17 protein-coding genes and 2 pseudogenes are annotated in these 15,730 nt (G+C 42.0%); 11 read left to right on the top strand and 8 right to left on the bottom strand.

Features of this window, described 5'->3' with window-relative positions:
• Positions 1 to 29 precede the first annotated feature (29 nt).
• Positions 30 to 1,607, top strand: coding sequence for an anthranilate synthase component I (gene trpE / locus LC586_RS13420; RefSeq protein WP_229485298.1), 1,578 nt, complete (start codon positions 30 to 32; stop codon positions 1,605 to 1,607).
• A 625-nt stretch (positions 1,608 to 2,232) separates the two neighbouring features.
• Here trpE and LC586_RS13415 read toward each other — a convergent pair.
• The 3 genes and pseudogenes from LC586_RS13415 to LC586_RS13405 all read right to left on the bottom strand — a co-directional run bounded on the left by LC586_RS13415 (position 2,233) and on the right by LC586_RS13405 (position 3,456).
• Entirely contained in the window at positions 2,233 to 2,502 is a 270-nt protein-coding gene (locus LC586_RS13415) for a hypothetical protein (protein WP_229485297.1), read from the bottom strand.
• A gap of 266 nt (positions 2,503 to 2,768) precedes the next feature.
• Positions 2,769 to 2,840, bottom strand: a pseudogene (locus LC586_RS43405) (high light inducible protein); the annotation flags it as partial.
• 148 nt (positions 2,841 to 2,988) lie between these two features.
• Positions 2,989 to 3,456 (bottom strand): hypothetical protein, encoded by a 468-nt coding sequence (locus tag LC586_RS13405; protein ID WP_229485296.1) that lies wholly within the window; start codon positions 3,454 to 3,456, stop codon positions 2,989 to 2,991.
• Between the two features lie 71 nt (positions 3,457 to 3,527).
• On the opposite strand from LC586_RS13405, the gene LC586_RS13400 reads away from it, so the two are divergent.
• The 3 genes from LC586_RS13400 to LC586_RS13390 all read left to right on the top strand — a co-directional run bounded on the left by LC586_RS13400 (position 3,528) and on the right by LC586_RS13390 (position 5,463).
• Positions 3,528 to 4,490, top strand: coding sequence for an orange carotenoid protein N-terminal domain-containing protein (locus LC586_RS13400; RefSeq protein WP_229485295.1), 963 nt, complete (start codon positions 3,528 to 3,530; stop codon positions 4,488 to 4,490).
• A gap of 77 nt (positions 4,491 to 4,567) precedes the next feature.
• Positions 4,568 to 4,714, top strand: coding sequence for a hypothetical protein (locus LC586_RS13395; RefSeq protein ID WP_229485294.1), 147 nt, complete (start codon positions 4,568 to 4,570; stop codon positions 4,712 to 4,714).
• Between the two features lie 128 nt (positions 4,715 to 4,842).
• Entirely contained in the window at positions 4,843 to 5,463 is a 621-nt protein-coding gene (locus tag LC586_RS13390) for a pentapeptide repeat-containing protein (RefSeq protein WP_498072179.1), read from the top strand.
• A 172-nt stretch (positions 5,464 to 5,635) separates the two neighbouring features.
• Here the strand turns inward: LC586_RS13390 and LC586_RS13385 are convergent.
• Positions 5,636 to 6,004 (bottom strand): annotated as a pseudogene (locus LC586_RS13385) (PD-(D/E)XK nuclease family protein); the annotation flags it as partial.
• A 68-nt stretch (positions 6,005 to 6,072) separates the two neighbouring features.
• Here LC586_RS13385 and LC586_RS13380 point away from each other — a divergent pair.
• From LC586_RS13380 to LC586_RS13370, 3 genes are all read left to right on the top strand, one after another.
• Positions 6,073 to 6,327 carry a hypothetical protein gene (locus tag LC586_RS13380; RefSeq protein ID WP_229485292.1) on the top strand — a complete coding sequence of 85 codons (255 nt, stop codon included), beginning with the start codon at positions 6,073 to 6,075 and terminating at the stop codon, positions 6,325 to 6,327.
• 66 nt (positions 6,328 to 6,393) lie between these two features.
• Positions 6,394 to 6,771: an ImmA/IrrE family metallo-endopeptidase gene (locus tag LC586_RS13375; RefSeq protein ID WP_229485291.1), complete on the top strand. Its 378-nt coding sequence runs from the start codon at positions 6,394 to 6,396 to the stop codon at positions 6,769 to 6,771.
• A 79-nt stretch (positions 6,772 to 6,850) separates the two neighbouring features.
• Entirely contained in the window at positions 6,851 to 7,438 is a 588-nt protein-coding gene (locus LC586_RS13370; RefSeq protein WP_229485290.1) for a Uma2 family endonuclease, read from the top strand.
• Here LC586_RS13370 and LC586_RS13365 read toward each other — a convergent pair.
• Positions 7,431 to 7,619: a hypothetical protein gene (locus LC586_RS13365; RefSeq protein ID WP_229485289.1), complete on the bottom strand. Its 189-nt coding sequence runs from the start codon at positions 7,617 to 7,619 to the stop codon at positions 7,431 to 7,433. The genes LC586_RS13370 and LC586_RS13365 overlap by 8 nt on opposite strands.
• A 323-nt stretch (positions 7,620 to 7,942) precedes the next feature.
• Positions 7,943 to 8,839 carry an alpha/beta fold hydrolase gene (locus LC586_RS13360; RefSeq protein ID WP_229485288.1) on the bottom strand — a complete coding sequence of 299 codons (897 nt, stop codon included), beginning with the start codon at positions 8,837 to 8,839 and terminating at the stop codon, positions 7,943 to 7,945.
• A gap of 683 nt (positions 8,840 to 9,522) precedes the next feature.
• Here LC586_RS13360 and LC586_RS13355 point away from each other — a divergent pair.
• The gene (locus LC586_RS13355) at positions 9,523 to 10,119 is read left to right on the top strand and encodes a hypothetical protein (protein ID WP_229485287.1); all 597 of its coding nucleotides are present in this window, start codon (positions 9,523 to 9,525) and stop codon (positions 10,117 to 10,119) included.
• Between the two features lie 179 nt (positions 10,120 to 10,298).
• A complete protein-coding gene (locus LC586_RS13350) occupies positions 10,299 to 11,072 on the top strand; it encodes an armadillo-type fold-containing protein (protein WP_229485286.1) in 774 nt (257 codons plus the stop codon).
• Positions 11,073 to 11,136: 64 nt separating this feature from the next.
• Here LC586_RS13350 and ftsE read toward each other — a convergent pair whose 3' ends face one another.
• Together ftsE and LC586_RS13340 are read right to left on the bottom strand one after the other, a co-directional pair.
• Positions 11,137 to 11,883, bottom strand: coding sequence for a cell division ATP-binding protein FtsE (ftsE, locus tag LC586_RS13345; RefSeq protein ID WP_229485285.1), 747 nt, complete (start codon positions 11,881 to 11,883; stop codon positions 11,137 to 11,139).
• Between the two features lie 217 nt (positions 11,884 to 12,100).
• Positions 12,101 to 12,856: a WecB/TagA/CpsF family glycosyltransferase gene (locus tag LC586_RS13340; protein ID WP_229485284.1), complete on the bottom strand. Its 756-nt coding sequence runs from the start codon at positions 12,854 to 12,856 to the stop codon at positions 12,101 to 12,103.
• Between the two features lie 321 nt (positions 12,857 to 13,177).
• On the opposite strand from LC586_RS13340, the gene LC586_RS13335 reads away from it, so the two are divergent.
• Together LC586_RS13335 and LC586_RS13330 are read left to right on the top strand one after the other, a co-directional pair.
• On the top strand, positions 13,178 to 13,897 hold the full coding sequence (locus LC586_RS13335) for a response regulator transcription factor (protein ID WP_229485283.1): 720 nt from the start codon (positions 13,178 to 13,180) through the stop codon (positions 13,895 to 13,897).
• A gap of 156 nt (positions 13,898 to 14,053) precedes the next feature.
• Positions 14,054 to 15,727 carry a SpoIIE family protein phosphatase gene (locus LC586_RS13330; RefSeq protein ID WP_229485282.1) on the top strand — a complete coding sequence of 558 codons (1,674 nt, stop codon included), beginning with the start codon at positions 14,054 to 14,056 and terminating at the stop codon, positions 15,725 to 15,727.
• The last annotated feature ends 3 nt before the right edge of the window (positions 15,728 to 15,730 follow it).

Genomic DNA, 15,730 nt, shown 5'->3' with positions numbered 1-15,730 from the left:
TACCCATTACCAATTACCTTTAAAAAATAATGATGTTTCCGGATTTCTCGCAGTTTTCGGCCCTAGCGCAACAAGGCAACTTCGTCCCGGTATATCAAGAATGGGTGGCAGACCTAGATACGCCCGTATCTGCTTGGTATAAAGTCTGTGCTGGTCAGCCCTATAGCTTTTTGTTGGAATCGATCGAAGGTGGGGAAAAACTGGGACGCTATAGTTTAGTAGGTTGCGATCCTCTGTGGGTTTTGGAAGCAAGGGGCGATCGCACAACCCAGAAAAACCGTGATGGTTCGCAGGTCGTTTTTGCAGGCGACCCTTTTACAGCTTTAGCCGAATGTTTAGCACCTTTTCACCCAGTCAAGTTACCACAGCTACCGCCAGGAATTGGCGGTTTGTTTGGGTTTTGGGGCTATGAATTAATTCGCTGGATTGAGCCGCGTGTGCCAATTCACCCACCAGATGAGCGAAATATCCCTGATGGGTTGTGGATGCAGGTAGACCACCTATTGATTTTTGACCAAGTGAAGCGGAAAATTTGGGCGATCGCTTATGCTGATCTACGTGACCCGAAAGTAGATTTAAAAGCAGCATATCAACAAGCGTGCGATCGCGTTACCCAAATGCTCGAAAAGCTATCTCTGCCCCTATCGCCAGAAAAAACTCGATTGGAATGGAAACCGCCAGGGAGCAGGGGAGCAGAGGAGCATACTTCGACTCCCTTCGACTACGCTCAGGGCAAATCGCTCAGTAACCGGGGGAGCAAAGGAGCAGAGGAGTACAATAGTAATTTCACCCGCCCTGATTTTTGTGCTAGCGTCCAAAAGGCCAAAGACTACATCAAAGCAGGCGATATCTTCCAAGTAGTAATTTCCCAACGACTATCAACAGCATACACAGGCGACCCCTTTGCCCTTTATCGCTCCCTACGTCAGATAAATCCTTCGCCTTACATGGCTTACTTTAACTTCCAAAATTGGCAAATCATCGGTTCCAGCCCTGAAGTGATGGTGAAAGCCGAAACAGATTCAGATGGTGGAGTTATAGCAACAGTACGCCCAATTGCCGGCACACGTCCACGGGGGAAAACCATCCAGGAAGATGCAGCCTTTGCGAAGGATTTACTCGAAGATCCTAAAGAAATTGCCGAACATGTGATGCTTGTAGATTTAGGGCGGAATGATTTGGGGCGTGTTTGTGAAAATGGTAGCGTCAAAGTTGATGAATTAATGGTAGTTGAGCGCTACTCCCATGTGATGCACATAGTCAGCAATGTTGTAGGGAAATTAGCACTTAGTAAAACAGCATGGGATTTATTGAAAGCTTGCTTCCCAGCAGGTACGGTAAGCGGCGCACCCAAGATTCGGGCAATGGAAATTATCCACGAATTAGAGTCTAGCCGTCGGGGTGTTTATTCAGGCGTGTATGGATATTACGATTTTGAAGGACAATTAAATACTGCGATCGCAATTCGCACAATGGTAGTACATGATAATACGGTAAGCGTGCAAGCCGGTGCAGGTTTGGTGGCTGATTCTGAGCCAGAAAAAGAATACGAAGAGACGCTGAATAAAGCCAGAGGTCTATTAGAGGCAATTCGTTGTTTGCGTTGAACTCGGTCTTGAAGACTAATAGCCCAATTCAGTTATTCTGGAAGAACCTCTCCCCCAACCCTAAAACGGTTGGGGTCTGGAAACTAGTGGTTCATGTCATTAATTTTGATAGGTGAATCAGCTTTTCAATTTTTCTTCTTTACCTCTTCCTTTGCGCTCTTTGCGTCCTTTGCGGTTCGTTCTCTTATCCCTCAAAATTAATGACATAGACTACTAGTACAGTGTGGCGGAAATTTGCCTACCTTTAACAATGGCATTTTGCCCCTTGTCTGCCTGTATAGTTACTTTCGCCAATTAATTGCACACTGGTTTTTGTTGGTTAATTGTAAAACCGGGCTTGATATAAGTACAGTAACAGTTCGATTTGCTGTATGAGAATCTAGACCAGACTTTAAAAGTTGATTTATCAATATCCTTCTATTTTGGATTACATAGGTTTTACTTTGAACTGCAAGATGTTTGGAAACAATTTGTGCTACTTCTAAACCCACATACCCACAATACCGTGACAAATTGGGAAGCTTTATAAATCCAATCAACATCAAACTTTTTCCAAAGCTAAAGAAAGTTTTTTATACGTATCGAAAATAAGTCCTGGTATTTAAATCCAAGACCTCAGTTGAAGTTACAACACACTAGAAATCAACAAACTTGACCATCCCAATTGGCTGAAGTAAATCGCCCAAAGAATTCCAGTTACCCCAATAGCGATTAAGAGGTTAGTGAAAAACCTGCCGAATTCAATTTCTTGTCCCAGCCCTTTGTCGTCTTGACCGGCAGTGAAAAACAATGACCACGCTTGATTTGCATTAATGGTCTCAAAGTTATTGAAATCAGGTCTAAAAACGACTGATCCAATCAAATCTTTTCTAGGGTAATTAAAATCAGTTTTCATAAGTTTGCCTCTAAATTGTTTTATTTGTCAACTGAAGAAAATTTGTAAATCTAAACTGTCTTCTCTACAGGCTGGTTCGCCATCCAATCAAACCCTGTCCTGTGAAAACTTCCAAGGCTATGAGTGAGACAAAACGAATCATTAAGCTGTTACGCATAAAACTAGTACATTTACCTGATGACTGTTGACTGTTGACTGATGACCGATAACCGTCAACCGTCAACCGTCAACGATTATAAAGAATGTTTATATAATTTAGACGCATATCAGCTTATTACCAAACGCCCATTGAGTTTTTCGGCATATTTGGTGAAGCCTGTCCGTGGGGTTTCATTAACATAAACCTTGTATCATTTTTTTGTTATTTATAAAATAATATAGATTATTGTAAATCTTTATTGCCAATACTTGACATAAAAATAAAAGTAGTAAAAGCCGTACTAAGCAAGTAGGGTATTTTGGATGTGTGCGAGAAGTAGGTAATGTCTATAAAGGGCTGTGACGCTCGAACGCGAACAGGGGCGATCGCAGAAGAAGACTCGGTTTAGCTTCTCCAAGAGATGCAATCGCTTTAGTTAAGGATTGTTTATCAAAATTTGATGCGTGTAGAGACGTGCGATGTCTACGACGGGCTAGACTTACGCTCTTGGAAGTGAATACGCATAAAGCCACTAAGTAAAACTTATATAAAACATAAATAGAACTTATTAAGTTATAACTGAGAAAGTCTTGCTTATTTGTAACGAAATTGTTATGTTTCTTTACATATAGATACAAAAGCAACATCAATGCGTTAAACCACTGTTGAACGAGGTTTTCTAGATAACTATGCAGTTGAACCTGCAATGTGCTTTGCCAAGTATCCAAACTCACAGGCAAGAGAATCGCTATGCCTTTGGTAAAGCGATGTCTACGCCAAGACTGCTGAGTGGCTTTGTTAACAGCTAAACGCATTTACTTTCCGTTTTTGCACATTTGATTTTCACATTCGATAGAACTGTAATTTTCTTTTGGGAACATCTGCTATGTCTTTTACCATCCAGTCGGCTCAAAGTATTTTTCCCGGCACTCTAGTTGCTGACATTGTTCCAACTGTTGTTGAATCATTCTCTCAGCTCAATGCTGAAGATCAACTAGCATTACTCTGGTTTGCCTATACCGAGATGGGTAGAAGTATTACGGTTGCTGCTCCAGGGGCAGCTAACATGATCCTCGCACAAGGCTTACTCGAACAAATTAAGCAGATGCCTTTTGAGGCTCAAACCCAAGTCATGTACGATTTGGCTAACCGTGCTGACACTCCCCTGTGCCGTTCCTATGCATCCTTCACCGTGAACATCAAATTGGGCTTCTGGTATCAGTTAGGAGAATGGATGGCTCAGGGAATTGTCGCTCCTATCCCAGAAGGCTACAAGCTTTCTCCCAAGGCTGCTGATGTGTTACAAGCCATCCGCAATGCTGATTCAGGTCAACAAATCACAATTTTACGCAATACCGTAGTGAGCATGGGATTTGACCCGAACGCTCCCGGTAGTTACAAAAAAGTCTCAGAGCCAGTGTCTCCTCCCATTGCACCAGCATTTCGGACTAAAGTCACTATTGACGGTATCAACAACGCTACAGTGTTGGGCTATATCAACAACATGAATGCCAATGACTTTGATGCTGCGGTTGCTCTGTTTCGCTCTGAAGGTGCTTTGCAACCACCCTTTGAAAGACCGATTGTTGGTCAAGATGCAATCCGCGCTTATATGCGTGAAGAATGCCAGGGATTAAAGATGATCCCAGAGCGTGGTATATCTGAGCCAGTGGAAGATGGCTATACCCAGATTAAAGTCACAGGCAAAGTCCAAACCCCTTGGTTCGGTGCCAGCGTGGGGATGAATATTGCATGGCGGTTTTTGATAGATCCCCAAGGCAAAATCTTTTTTGTAGCGATTGACTTGCTTGCTTCTCCGAAAGAACTGCTCAACCTAGTACGTAAATAAATCACTCTTTTAGGGGCACGGCAGTGCCGTGCCCATACGAAAAACTGTGATTCAATTAACTAAAAATAGCTGTAGACGTGGATGAGCGAAGCAGCGTAGGCGTAGCCCATCGTAGACATCGCCACCTCGGTATGCTTAAACAAAAGAAACTTAATAAAGGCTTATTTGGTATTTTCGTTGTGCGATCGCTATTGAAGCAACCGATTCCATCGGCAATATTGTAAAAGATTGTTAAATAATTTTAAGGTTGGTGCGGAGTTTTTAAAAGTCTCCGAATGAGAGCTATTTTTAGCAATATCGATTAGATACTGTAATTTTCAGGTGATAAATGGAGATTTGGGAGGCAGGGTGTATGGATGCTGATGAACTTCTCAAACGCTATTGTGCAGGAGAGAGAAATTTCCCTCAAGTAAGCCTGCACTTAGTTAACCTCAGCGAGGTGTGTTTAGCTGGAATCAATTTGAATCGAGCTAACTTGGCTAACGCGACTTTATCACAGTCCAACCTGCGCCAAGCAAACCTGATCGAAGCAAATTTGACTGCGGCGGTTCTCTGGAGAACCGACTTCAGTGGAGCAAACATGATTTTGGCAAACCTCAAGGCTGCTAATTTGATACGGGCAACTCTTAGGAAGGTGGACTTGCATAAGGCTTCCCTAATGAAAGCAGACTTACGTTTAGCAGACTTGCATGATGCTGACCTCAGTAGTGCAAACTTGGCTGGGGCAGATTTGCGCTATGCTAACCTAAGCGGTGCTTTTTTGGCTGGGGCAAATCTCAATGGTGCAAACCTGACTGGCGCAAAGTTGAGCAATACAGACCTGAGTCATGCTAGTCTTGCCAAAGCTATTTTGTACAAAACTGATCTAAGTTACGTTGATTTCACGGAAGTAGACCTGACTGGGGTCGATTTGCACCACTGCTTAATTAACGGAGTCACCCTACCTGAACGAAGGTTAATTGAAGTGGGTTGAGCGTCGCTGCGGTCTAATTAAAAATTCAAAAATCGTTTCAACAATTACTCGCTAGTTGCAAAATTACTCTGCACTATGATGTAGCTGAACTGAGGGAGAACGTAAAAAGTTTGGTCTGCCAAAAATATTGGGGATATATTAGTTTTTAGGGGGGATTGAAGCACACCAGCAGTCATGTAGAAACCTCTGATATAGTAAATTCACAAATTGAGTTAAACGGACAGTAGCGACAACTTACACCCGGATTTTGGGGAAATATTTGACTGAAATCAGCAGAATTTTTACGGTAGCGTCTCAAATCTTCTTGATGTCGTTGAGCTATTAAAGCGAGTTCTATCTGAAAAGCCTTAAGAGTGTTATATGTTGCGCTAATAGGTTCTGACCACTTACCATTTTCTAAGTTATAAAAAGACGCTACTGCTTTTTGCTGTGGATACCAGTAACTAGCAGCTAGTAAATAAATATACCCTTGTCGCCGATCAAAATCAGAGTGGCCAGTTTTGAAATCTAAAATGTGCAAAGTATCATCTTCTTCGGCAAACCAAACTAGAAAACGACCACGTTGAGCCAAGCGAGAAGGTTATCCGCTCGTTAGCAGAACATCTTAGTTTGAATGCAGAGCAGTTGATGTACCTAGCTGGACGCATGACTCAAAATGACTCGGAAGCTTTCGAGCAATTGCTTAAGGCAGAAAATTTTATTCCGAAGTGGCCTTTTGACGCTAGTTGTACTGCTGATGCTTTGGGAATAATGATTGACTGGCAAAGTATACTTCCTGATGATAAAGGAGAAATAGTAGCTAAAATAATTCCTAGAAAAGAACCAAAAATAGTACTTAACAAAAACATAAAAAAATTAGAATAAGAAGGTTTTCAAGCATCTACAATTGCTCATGAGATTGGACATTGGGTACTTCATATAAACCAAGATGTGGCCAGAGGTTCTGTGCAGCAGTTAGAGCTAACCCTAAGTATTGACTCAATTGAACAACAATTTCTATGTCGTAATGTTAGTGAGCAGATTTATAAGAGCCGTCCTGAAACTCAGGATGACTGGCGAGAATGGCAAGCTCAGTATTTTGTTAGCTGTCTGTTAATGCCTAAAGAAATTTTGGAAGCTAAACGAAAAGCACGTGATTTAACTAATTGGCATCACCTTTATGCAATGCAAAAGGATATTGGTGTAACCATATCTAATCTTGTTTATCGTTTGCAAGACCTTGGCTGGATTTACATTCCCAAGGGTTCTAAGCAGATATATCCCGGTAAAGCTACACCGAATGAACAGACAAATTTATTTAATAGGTAAAATGCGATCGCCATCATCTAATCATGCGATCGCACCCCACACAGCACTAAACTAGAAAGTAAGATGCTCAGAATAGCCTATGAACGCCACGACAACCACTTTACCTTCTACACTCAAATTGAAAATTGACTTAACTGATGATCAATTTTTCCAGATGTGTCAGAAAAACCGCGATTATCGATTTGAGCGCACAGCATCAGGGGAGTTATTAATTATGCCACCTACAGGTAGTGATACTGGCAACCGTAATTTTGATATGGTTGTTGAGTTAGGAATTTGGAATAAACAGACTAAATTAGGCAAAGGTTTTGACTCTTCAAGTGGCTTCACCCTACCTAATGGTGCAGAACGTTCTCCTGATGTTTCTTGGGTAAAAATTGAGCGGTGGAATGCTTTAACTCCAGAACAACAAGAAAAATTTGCCCCAATTTGTCCTGATTTTGTAGTAGAGTTGCGTTCTCGTACTGATTCCTTGAAAGAATTGCAAGAGAAAATGCAGGAGTATATCGAAAATGGCGCTCAATTAGGCTGGTTAATCGACCGAAAAAACAAGCGAGTAGAAATTTATCGTCCAGGTAAAGATATAGAGATATTAGACAATCCTGCTAGTTTATCAGGAGAAAATGTACTACCTGGATTTGTGTTGCATTTACAGCAGATTATGTAGCTTTATCGTAAATTTTTAAACCTTTTAAAATGAGACTGCTGAACTCTATTTCACAATTACCCTCTCCAAAAGCTTTGGGTAAATTACATGCGATCGCTACTTTTTTTCTTACAACAACCAAGCGGTAGCCTTCTCTCGTAGTGCAAGGCTCAAAATCACATTTTTCTAAAACATCCTGCAAATCTGGATGGTGTCTGATTAATTTTTATATTAAGTTATATTTAGTATTTGTTAAAATATTTGCTGTATTTTTATCGATATTTTTCACACAATCAAAATATGCCCAATCCTGGCGAATAGAATTCGGACTCCATCACCTGCGATCTGAAACCTATCTTCTTTTGAAGGAGACGCTAGGCGAACAGTGCTGGCTTTACAATGCACTGGCTTGGCTATATAGCGCTTTCTGCATCGATAAGGTACAGAAATAAATAATTAATAAAGATACTCGTAGGGGCGCACAGCCATCTATGCACCCCTACCGATGTACTACTGAACAAAGCACTAATTAAGCAAAGGCAAAAATTGGCGAATTAACCCAATTGTCACTGCTGGCAACTCCAACTGCGGTGTTAACCCCACATCTTCCAACTGTTGAAAAAATCGGATCGCTTGGGGATTAATTTCGGCAAGGCGGCGACCAACTGAGGGGCCTGTAAATTCTGACCTTTGTCCCCAAATAATGGCGGTGGGAGTGGTCAGTTGTTGAATGTAAAGGGATAAATCAAAGCATAAATCGCCACGGACAAAGGAGAGTGCTGCATACTCAGCATTAGGCTGTTGGGCAGATTGTAAATAAGCATCTACAATTTCTTGGTACACTCGATTAGATTGAGCAAATTGTCGTTGCTCTAAGAAGCTGCGAATACCCCCACTGGTGGCTACTCCAGTGCTGTAAAGTAAACGGTCAACAACGGGAACGCTGATTAACTGGGCAAAAAAACTACGGGAGTAGTCTTCGCCAAAGTCGGAAAGTCCGGCGGGGGTAGTGAGAATTAAAGATTTGAATAAATCAGGATGAGCTGATGCTACTCGAATTGTAAAGGCTGCGGTCAAAGAAGAAGCGATCGCTGTTACTGGCCCGGTACAAGTCTGCTCGAAAAACTCCCGAATCGTGGTTAAATAATCCTCAATCTCATAACTCCGTGCCGGATGCTCAGACCTACCCCAACCGATTAAATCTGGCGCAATGACCCGATATTCGGCGGCAAAAGCCGGATATACTTTCGACCACTCATAAGCAGAAGATCCACCACCAAAGCCGTGCAGAAACACTAAAGTTTCCCGATCATCTTTTGTTGTGAAATTGTCCTGCCAAGGTGATCCAGTGGCTGTATAATATACCATCCTACCTAGTGAGGTATTTATAGAGCGTTGTTCAAATCCTGGTGGTTGAAACATAAGTACTTTTTGTTGACTGTAGTAATTAAGTAGCACAAGTAACAGAATAGACCCTTATATGTGTGTACACGGAGAAAGCGTTTGATAATTTAATCCGCGTCACAAAAGTCGGCGAGTAAGCTTATTCCTTCAATGTATGGGATTAATCGCTACTCGCTGTCTTGATCATTAGTCAGTAATCATTAGTGCCGAGTCTACGAAAATCGTGAAAAACGTACTAATGAACTAATAACTAATGACTTCTTGACTAGATTTCTCCACGGCTTGAAGCTGTAGGTTGAGTTAACGCATCTCCTTTGATCACCTCAGAATACTTACCTATTTAGTTCAAACTCCTCACTCATTGTTATTATCGGCGAACCAATCACTTTAAGACTTCTTCCTACCATCAGATTAAGTAGATATAAAATTACTGAATTACTTGTAAAGATTTGGTAATTTTTTTTCATAATAAAAAGTGACTGAGCGTTGAAATTACTGTTATATAAGGTTTTTTCATGGTAGCAAGCATCACTAAAGCGTGAATATCACATAAGTTTTTATGCTAGTTTATCAAGAAACTCATAAATAATTATGAGCGTCAATAAAAGGAAAAACGCTCATTTTAACAAGCTATTAATTCTAGTTCGATATGTAAAAACATAGCTTTTGATGTATTACTAAATCTAATTATTATCTAAGTAATGGTAAGGCGGGATGTCATGGTACAGGCTACTCTTCAATTAAATAAACTACCAACGATTGAAGACGCTAAATTTGCGCTTGACTTTAATATACAAAGTGAAATTAAAGCTTCAGCTTGGGGGGAGCAGGTCGAGTCAGCTATTGACGCTGGCAGAGTGACTGTACCTACTTGTATTTGTTTAGACTTAGAAGATTTAAAGTGTTTTGAACCAGTAGAGCACCAGTATGAACGCTGGGGAGTAATTTTTCACAATTCTATAGCAATACAGCCATCAAATCCGGCATTTCCAGCCTATTCAGGGCTAACAGTTTTAATGGGAGCGCCCAAAAGCGGATTTTTAGAAGCTACTTTCTTGCGTCCGGTTAATTCGGTTAGCGCCTTTGTCACTAGTTCGCAACGGCTAGTGCTTTCCGCCTACGATCGCGATCGCCAACTCATCGCTCAAACTGCACTACCAAGCGCCAATCTTGCCAATTCAGACTCGGCAATTTCCCCCAATACCTTATTATCTATAACTGGGAATAACATCTACAGCGTTACCTTCTGTGCTTTTGATGGCCAATTTACCCTTGATAACTTTCGTTTTTGTCTTTAAAAACCCTTTATGCCCTTGCTCTGAGGCATTTAAAATGGTATCTTGATTTCCGCCGTCCTGAACTAGTCTACTATGCTGTCCTTAAAAACCGGGCATCTTCTGGTTTGGGTCTTCACCCTTTCTTCAACCGTAGTAAAACTTATACAATAGTTAATTTCGTAATCAAGTAGGTAAACACTGTGGCACAGGCTTCGTCTTCTTGGCAGCAATTGATCAACCAGATCCCCAACTGGAACTGGTCGCTTCCAAAGTTCAAGACAAAGGGAGCAACAAAGCAGCAAACATTTAAGCGCTTCTCTGGGCCTGGGGGCTTTCTTGGGTTCTTGACAATCGTCGTCGCCATGTTGTTGTGGAACTGGATGCTGCTATTGGCTCTTTTAATCGGCGTTGGGATAATGGTATTGGTTTACTCAATGCAGGAGTGGGACTGGCAATTACACTGGTCTAAGATACGTAAGTTCTTAAACAGTTCAAATCGTCGGTTAGCCTTAGCAGTCATAAGTGGTGGTCTTGCTACTGTCACTACTTACATGGCCGCTGCAATTTGGGTTGACTCTCACAGTTCCTGGATTGCTGCTGGTGCTATTGTGCAAGGTGTGGGAACACTGTTAACTTTAATTTTATTGGTCTGGCAAATTATCAACTTCTATGAAAATCGAGAAGAAGACCACCTCGATCAGTTGTTGGTAAATTTAACAGAAAAAGATCCATTAAAGCGGATGATTGCCCTACGTCAACTAACTAAAGTCATCAGCCGTAAGCGAGTTGATTCTTCAGTGCAGCAAGATGTTGTCGAATGCTTGCAACTCCTACTCTCTCAAGAGGAAGAAGTTGCGATCAGAGAGGCAGCTTTTAAAAGTTTACAAGCCTGCGATCGCCTACAAGTTCTACCCCCCAAAACAGCAGCAACTTTCACACCCGTATCAGCAAAAGTCAAACACCACGTTTATTAGTTATTTGTCCTTTGTCATTTGTCCAAAGTCTAATTGCAAATGACTAATGACTAATGACAAATGACTATTTTCGAGACAACTGTCCATTGCGAACTTGCACTACCGGATGATTGCATCGCCGTACCAATTGTTCATCGTGGGTGCTAACAATCACTGTAGCTCCAAAGGAATTTAACTTCTGGAGAATCTGAATCACTTGCCAGGAATTATCTGGATCGAGATTTCCAGTAGGCTCATCCGCCAACAGCAGGGGTGGTGTACCAACGATCGCACGAGCAATACTCACCCGTTGTTGCTCTCCTCCAGACAGTTGATCTGGAAAGCAGTCAGCTTTACTCAGCAAACCCACCAGCTTCAAGGTTGGTTCTAAACGTCGTTGAATTTCTTTACGGGTATACCCTTGAGCTTGCAGCACAAAAGTTACATTTTCTGCTACTGTTCGTTGGGTAATCAGTTTGTAGTCTTGAAACACAATGCCAATCCGTCGCCGCAATAATGACAAGCGATCGCCCCGTAAACCCGCAACATTACATCCATCAACAATTACTTCTCCCTGCGTCGGTAACTCCTGGCCATACAGCAGTTTCAAAAGCGTTGATTTACCAGAACCACTTGGCCCTGTGATAAACAGAAATTCTCCCTTTTTTACCTCAAGGTTCGCATTCAACAAGGCGTGAGTGCCATTAGTATAAGTCTTGGTTACAGATTGCAATTGCACCTTGACAGTAGTACTGCTAACGTGCTGTTGAGTTTTATTGTCCTCTCTATGAAGGGATTTGTCTTTCTTAACTTGAGTTGTTAATACTGGCATTGTTAAATTTTCCTTATCCCCACAACCAAATAGCTTACGGGTTTAGATTTGACATTCCCCTCAAAAATAAGGATTCCCAGGTTTCGCCTGGGAATTGAAAATTCAACAAAGAAAATTTAAAATTTTTGAAGACTTCAATACTAACTAAGTAATAGCACCCATAACTCTCCACTCCCCACTCCCCACCCTTGTACAGACGCGATTAATCGCGTCTCTCTCAACTAATTGCACCCCTTGCTGTCAAACGATAAACAAACGCTTTCACCGCAAACGCTGGCAAAGCCAACATCCGCCGCCAACGCCAAGGTTCTTGATAAAGCCGATACAACCATTCCAAATTATTATTTCCTAACCAGGCGGGAGCGCGAGTTTTAGTTCCCGACCAAATATCAAAACTACCACCAACACCAATCCAAATTGCTTGAGGACACAAATGGCGGTTTTCGGCAATCCATAACTCTTGACGTGGCACTCCCAAACCGACAAAAATCACTTGTGGCTGCAATTGAACCAGGGTTTCTCGCAATTGTGCTTCTTCTTCTGGGGAATGGTAGCCTGAGTGAGTGCCTACTATACTCAAATCTGGAATTTGCTGCTGCCAAAAATCTGCCGCAGTTGAGGCCACTCCAGGCGCTCCTCCGTAGAAAAAAACCTTTGCCCCTGTCTTCTGTTGCCCGATTTCTTGCAAAAGTTTTTCTGCTAGTTCAATCCCCGGAAAACGCTGCACTTTTTGCCATAATAGCCATCGCAAATACAGAACAACCCCGGCTCCATCTGGTATCACTAGTTCAGCATTTTTAATGATCTGAGCTAGGATTTTATTCTGCTCTGCCTGCATAGTCATTTCTGCATTGAGCGTTACTACATGAATCCCTCTCCCTGCACGCAGGCATTCTAACAACCAGCCTGGATAGTTAGCCATCACATGAACTGGTATTCCCAACACTGAAAATGCTTCATTGCCTTTAGACATAGCCTATTCTGGATTAACCTCACACCAGATTTACTTGAATGTTAAGTTTATCAAATTTTTTATATTAGAACTTAGGCACGAGAGATTCCCATTGCCCTGCAACAATAGAAAGCATAACTAATTAGTCTTGGGCACTTGTACTTGGGCTGAAACAGTCCAAATTTTATTGTTGAAGTGTAATATTCACTGAGTATAAAACGCTCAACTCGCAACTCTGGTTCCGGGAACAGAAGCCCCCACTATACTGCTTACAGTTAGTGTGGGAATATGTCACGAAACTCGACTTTCTGGTTAAGGTAGTGTAACGGGCTGAAGTTGGCTATGAGTAAAATTCGTATCGCTCTGATTGAAGATCATGACCTGACTCGTGTAGGTATTCGGACAGCACTACTACAAAAAGATTACATTGAAGTTGTAGGTGAAGCTGCCAATGCTGCTGAGGGGCTAAAGATGTTAAAAATGGTACAACCAGATATTGCCATTATAGATATTGGTTTACCAGATAAAGATGGCATTGAACTGACACGGGAGGTAAAATCTACTGCTAATGGGCAGCAGCTACTAACAAAGGTGTTAATTTTGACGCTGCGGGATAACAAAGAAGCTGTTTTGGCAGCTTTTGCGGCTGGTGCAGACTCTTACTGTATGAAAGATATCAAATTCGATAATTTGCTGGAAGCAATAAGAGTAACTTCCAATGGCAACGCTTGGATTGATCCCGCGATCGCTCGGATTGTATTACAACAAGCGCAACAAAATCCCCAAAAGTTAGAATCAGCTTTTGTAGATACCAAGACCATTGCCTCTAACCCTGATTATGTCGAGAATCTGGAAGGAATTCAACCTTACACCCTGACAGAAAGGGAATTGGAAGTGCTACAGTTGATTGTCGAAGGTTGTAGTAATGCAGTAATTGCCGAAAGGCTTTACATCACTGTTGGGACTGTTAAAACTCACGTTCGCAATATTTTGAATAAGCTATGTGCCGATGACCGTACCCAAGCAGCAGTCCGCGCCTTGCGTTCTGGGTTAGTAGGATAAGGTTAAATTCAGCGAACAGTTATCAAGGTTTGAAACACTGACAACTGATAATTGATAGCTGTTGAAAATGATTAGTTATTAATTTTTTGTTGATTCTCAGGTGGGATAAAAATTATATTATCTCGCCATTCAAATATGTGAAAACTAAAGTCAAATATGGCTGATATCGGAGTGGACAAACTTAAGCTCATGGTGGTAGATGATGAGCCAGATAACTTAGATTTACTCTACCGTACTTTTAGGCGAGATTTTCAAGTATATAAAGCCAATCATGCCTTTGGCGCTCTGGAAATCTTGGATCAGTTTGGTGAAATGGCGGTGATTATTTCTGACCAAAGAATGCCAGAAATGAATGGCACCGAATTTTTTAGTCGCACTGTAGAGCGCTTTCCAGACACCATTCGGATTTTGTTAACTGGTTTTACTGATGTCGAAGATTTAGTAGATGCGATTAACTCCGGTCAGGTATTCAAGTACATTACCAAACCCTGGAATCCTGAACGGCTGAGAGCTTTAGTTGAGCAAGCCACTGATACATATCGTCTAGTTAAGAAGCGCACGCAAGAGTTGGGTCGGGCCCTACAGCGAGAATCTTTGTTTAATGCTGTAACAACGGCAATTCGGGAGTCTCTAGACTACGACAGTATGCTGCAAAAAATTGTAGCAACTATTGGACAAACATTTGAAGCTAGCAATTGCTTGCTTAGACCAGTAGAGGGCGATCGCCTCACACGAGACCAGTTCTCATACCGCGATCCCAAATCCGATGTATCAGATTGCTTCTTCGACCCCAGTGTTTTAATGGAAAAAGTGCTGGAAACCCGTCATTATCAACTTGCTCAAGATGTATATGAGGGTAATCCTTCTCACCACCTAGTTGTGCCACTTAGCTATCAGCAGCATTTATTGGCTGTGCTGGTTCTCCATCAATGGGGACGCGATCGCCCTTGGCAAGACGAAGACATCCAACTAATTGCAGGTGTTGCCGAACAAGCAGCCTTAGCCCTCTCTCAAGCAAAACTCTACCAGCGCCTCCAAGAAAAGCAACAGCAGATTCACAATGAGTTAGAGGTAGCCCGCCAAATTCAATACAACTTGCTACGTCAAACTTTACCCGACATCAAAGGTGTAAAAGTACAAGCCTGCTGTTACCCAGCGCGGGAAGTAGGAGGCGATTTTTTTGAAGTTTTTGTCCATCCCAAAGGCGACTTGTGGTTGGCAGTGGGTGATGTCTCTGGCAAAGGCGTCCCAGCTGCTTTATTTATGGCTAGTATTATTTCAGTTTTGCGCCGGGAATTATCTCAAGAAGCACCAGCCGAGCCAAATGTGGTCATGCAGAACCTCAACCACGCTCTCAGTGAAGATTTGATTAGCAACAATTATTTCATCACTCTTGTGTTAGCCTGTTATACCCCTACCACTAAAGAACTCGTCTACACTAATGCTGGTCATATTTATCCACTGTTATGGTCACGCCAAGGTGCTTTAGCCAACAATCCCAATTACCTGAAAGTTCGCAGCGTTCCTTTAGGGATCTTGCCTAAGTGGCAGGCACAGTCTGGTCGTTTGGTTCTCGCTGCTGGAGACACATTGTTACTGACCAGCGATGGAATTACAGAAGCAATGGTATCAAATAATTTTGATTCAACAGTAAAAACCGAGTCTGGCGTTGACCCAGTTAACCGTTCTATGCTGAATCAAGATGGTCTTTGGCAACTCTTGCAACAAGAGCAACAACCCCTTTCTCTTAACCATTTACTAGCTCGCATCCAGGCAGACAACCACGTTCAAGAAGATGATCAAACTATACTTTCACTGGAGATTTTGTAAGTA

Origin of the sequence: Nostoc favosum CHAB5714, assembly GCF_020829495.1 — a bacterium.
Classification (GTDB): Bacteria; Cyanobacteriota; Cyanobacteriia; order Cyanobacteriales; family Nostocaceae; genus Nostoc; species Nostoc favosum.
This window is presented reverse-complemented; position numbering and strand designations above follow the sequence as displayed.

Excerpts from the sequence above, each read along its gene's own strand:
- trpE (WP_229485298.1), top strand. The coding sequence starts at position 30 with ATGATGTTTCCGGATTTCTCGCAGTTTTCGGCCCTAGCGCAACAAGGC.
- LC586_RS13415 (WP_229485297.1), bottom strand. The coding sequence starts at position 2,502 with ATGAAAACTGATTTTAATTACCCTAGAAAAGATTTGATTGGATCAGTC.
- LC586_RS13405 (WP_229485296.1), bottom strand. The coding sequence starts at position 3,456 with ATGCGTTTAGCTGTTAACAAAGCCACTCAGCAGTCTTGGCGTAGACAT.
- LC586_RS13400 (WP_229485295.1), top strand. The coding sequence starts at position 3,528 with ATGTCTTTTACCATCCAGTCGGCTCAAAGTATTTTTCCCGGCACTCTA.
- LC586_RS13390 (WP_498072179.1), top strand. The coding sequence starts at position 4,843 with ATGGATGCTGATGAACTTCTCAAACGCTATTGTGCAGGAGAGAGAAAT.
- LC586_RS13370 (WP_229485290.1), top strand. The coding sequence starts at position 6,851 with ATGAACGCCACGACAACCACTTTACCTTCTACACTCAAATTGAAAATT.
- LC586_RS13360 (WP_229485288.1), bottom strand. The coding sequence starts at position 8,839 with ATGTTTCAACCACCAGGATTTGAACAACGCTCTATAAATACCTCACTA.
- LC586_RS13355 (WP_229485287.1), top strand. The coding sequence starts at position 9,523 with ATGGTAAGGCGGGATGTCATGGTACAGGCTACTCTTCAATTAAATAAA.
- ftsE (WP_229485285.1), bottom strand. The coding sequence starts at position 11,883 with ATGCCAGTATTAACAACTCAAGTTAAGAAAGACAAATCCCTTCATAGA.
- LC586_RS13340 (WP_229485284.1), bottom strand. The coding sequence starts at position 12,856 with ATGTCTAAAGGCAATGAAGCATTTTCAGTGTTGGGAATACCAGTTCAT.
- LC586_RS13335 (WP_229485283.1), top strand. The coding sequence starts at position 13,178 with ATGAGTAAAATTCGTATCGCTCTGATTGAAGATCATGACCTGACTCGT.
- LC586_RS13330 (WP_229485282.1), top strand. The coding sequence starts at position 14,054 with ATGGCTGATATCGGAGTGGACAAACTTAAGCTCATGGTGGTAGATGAT.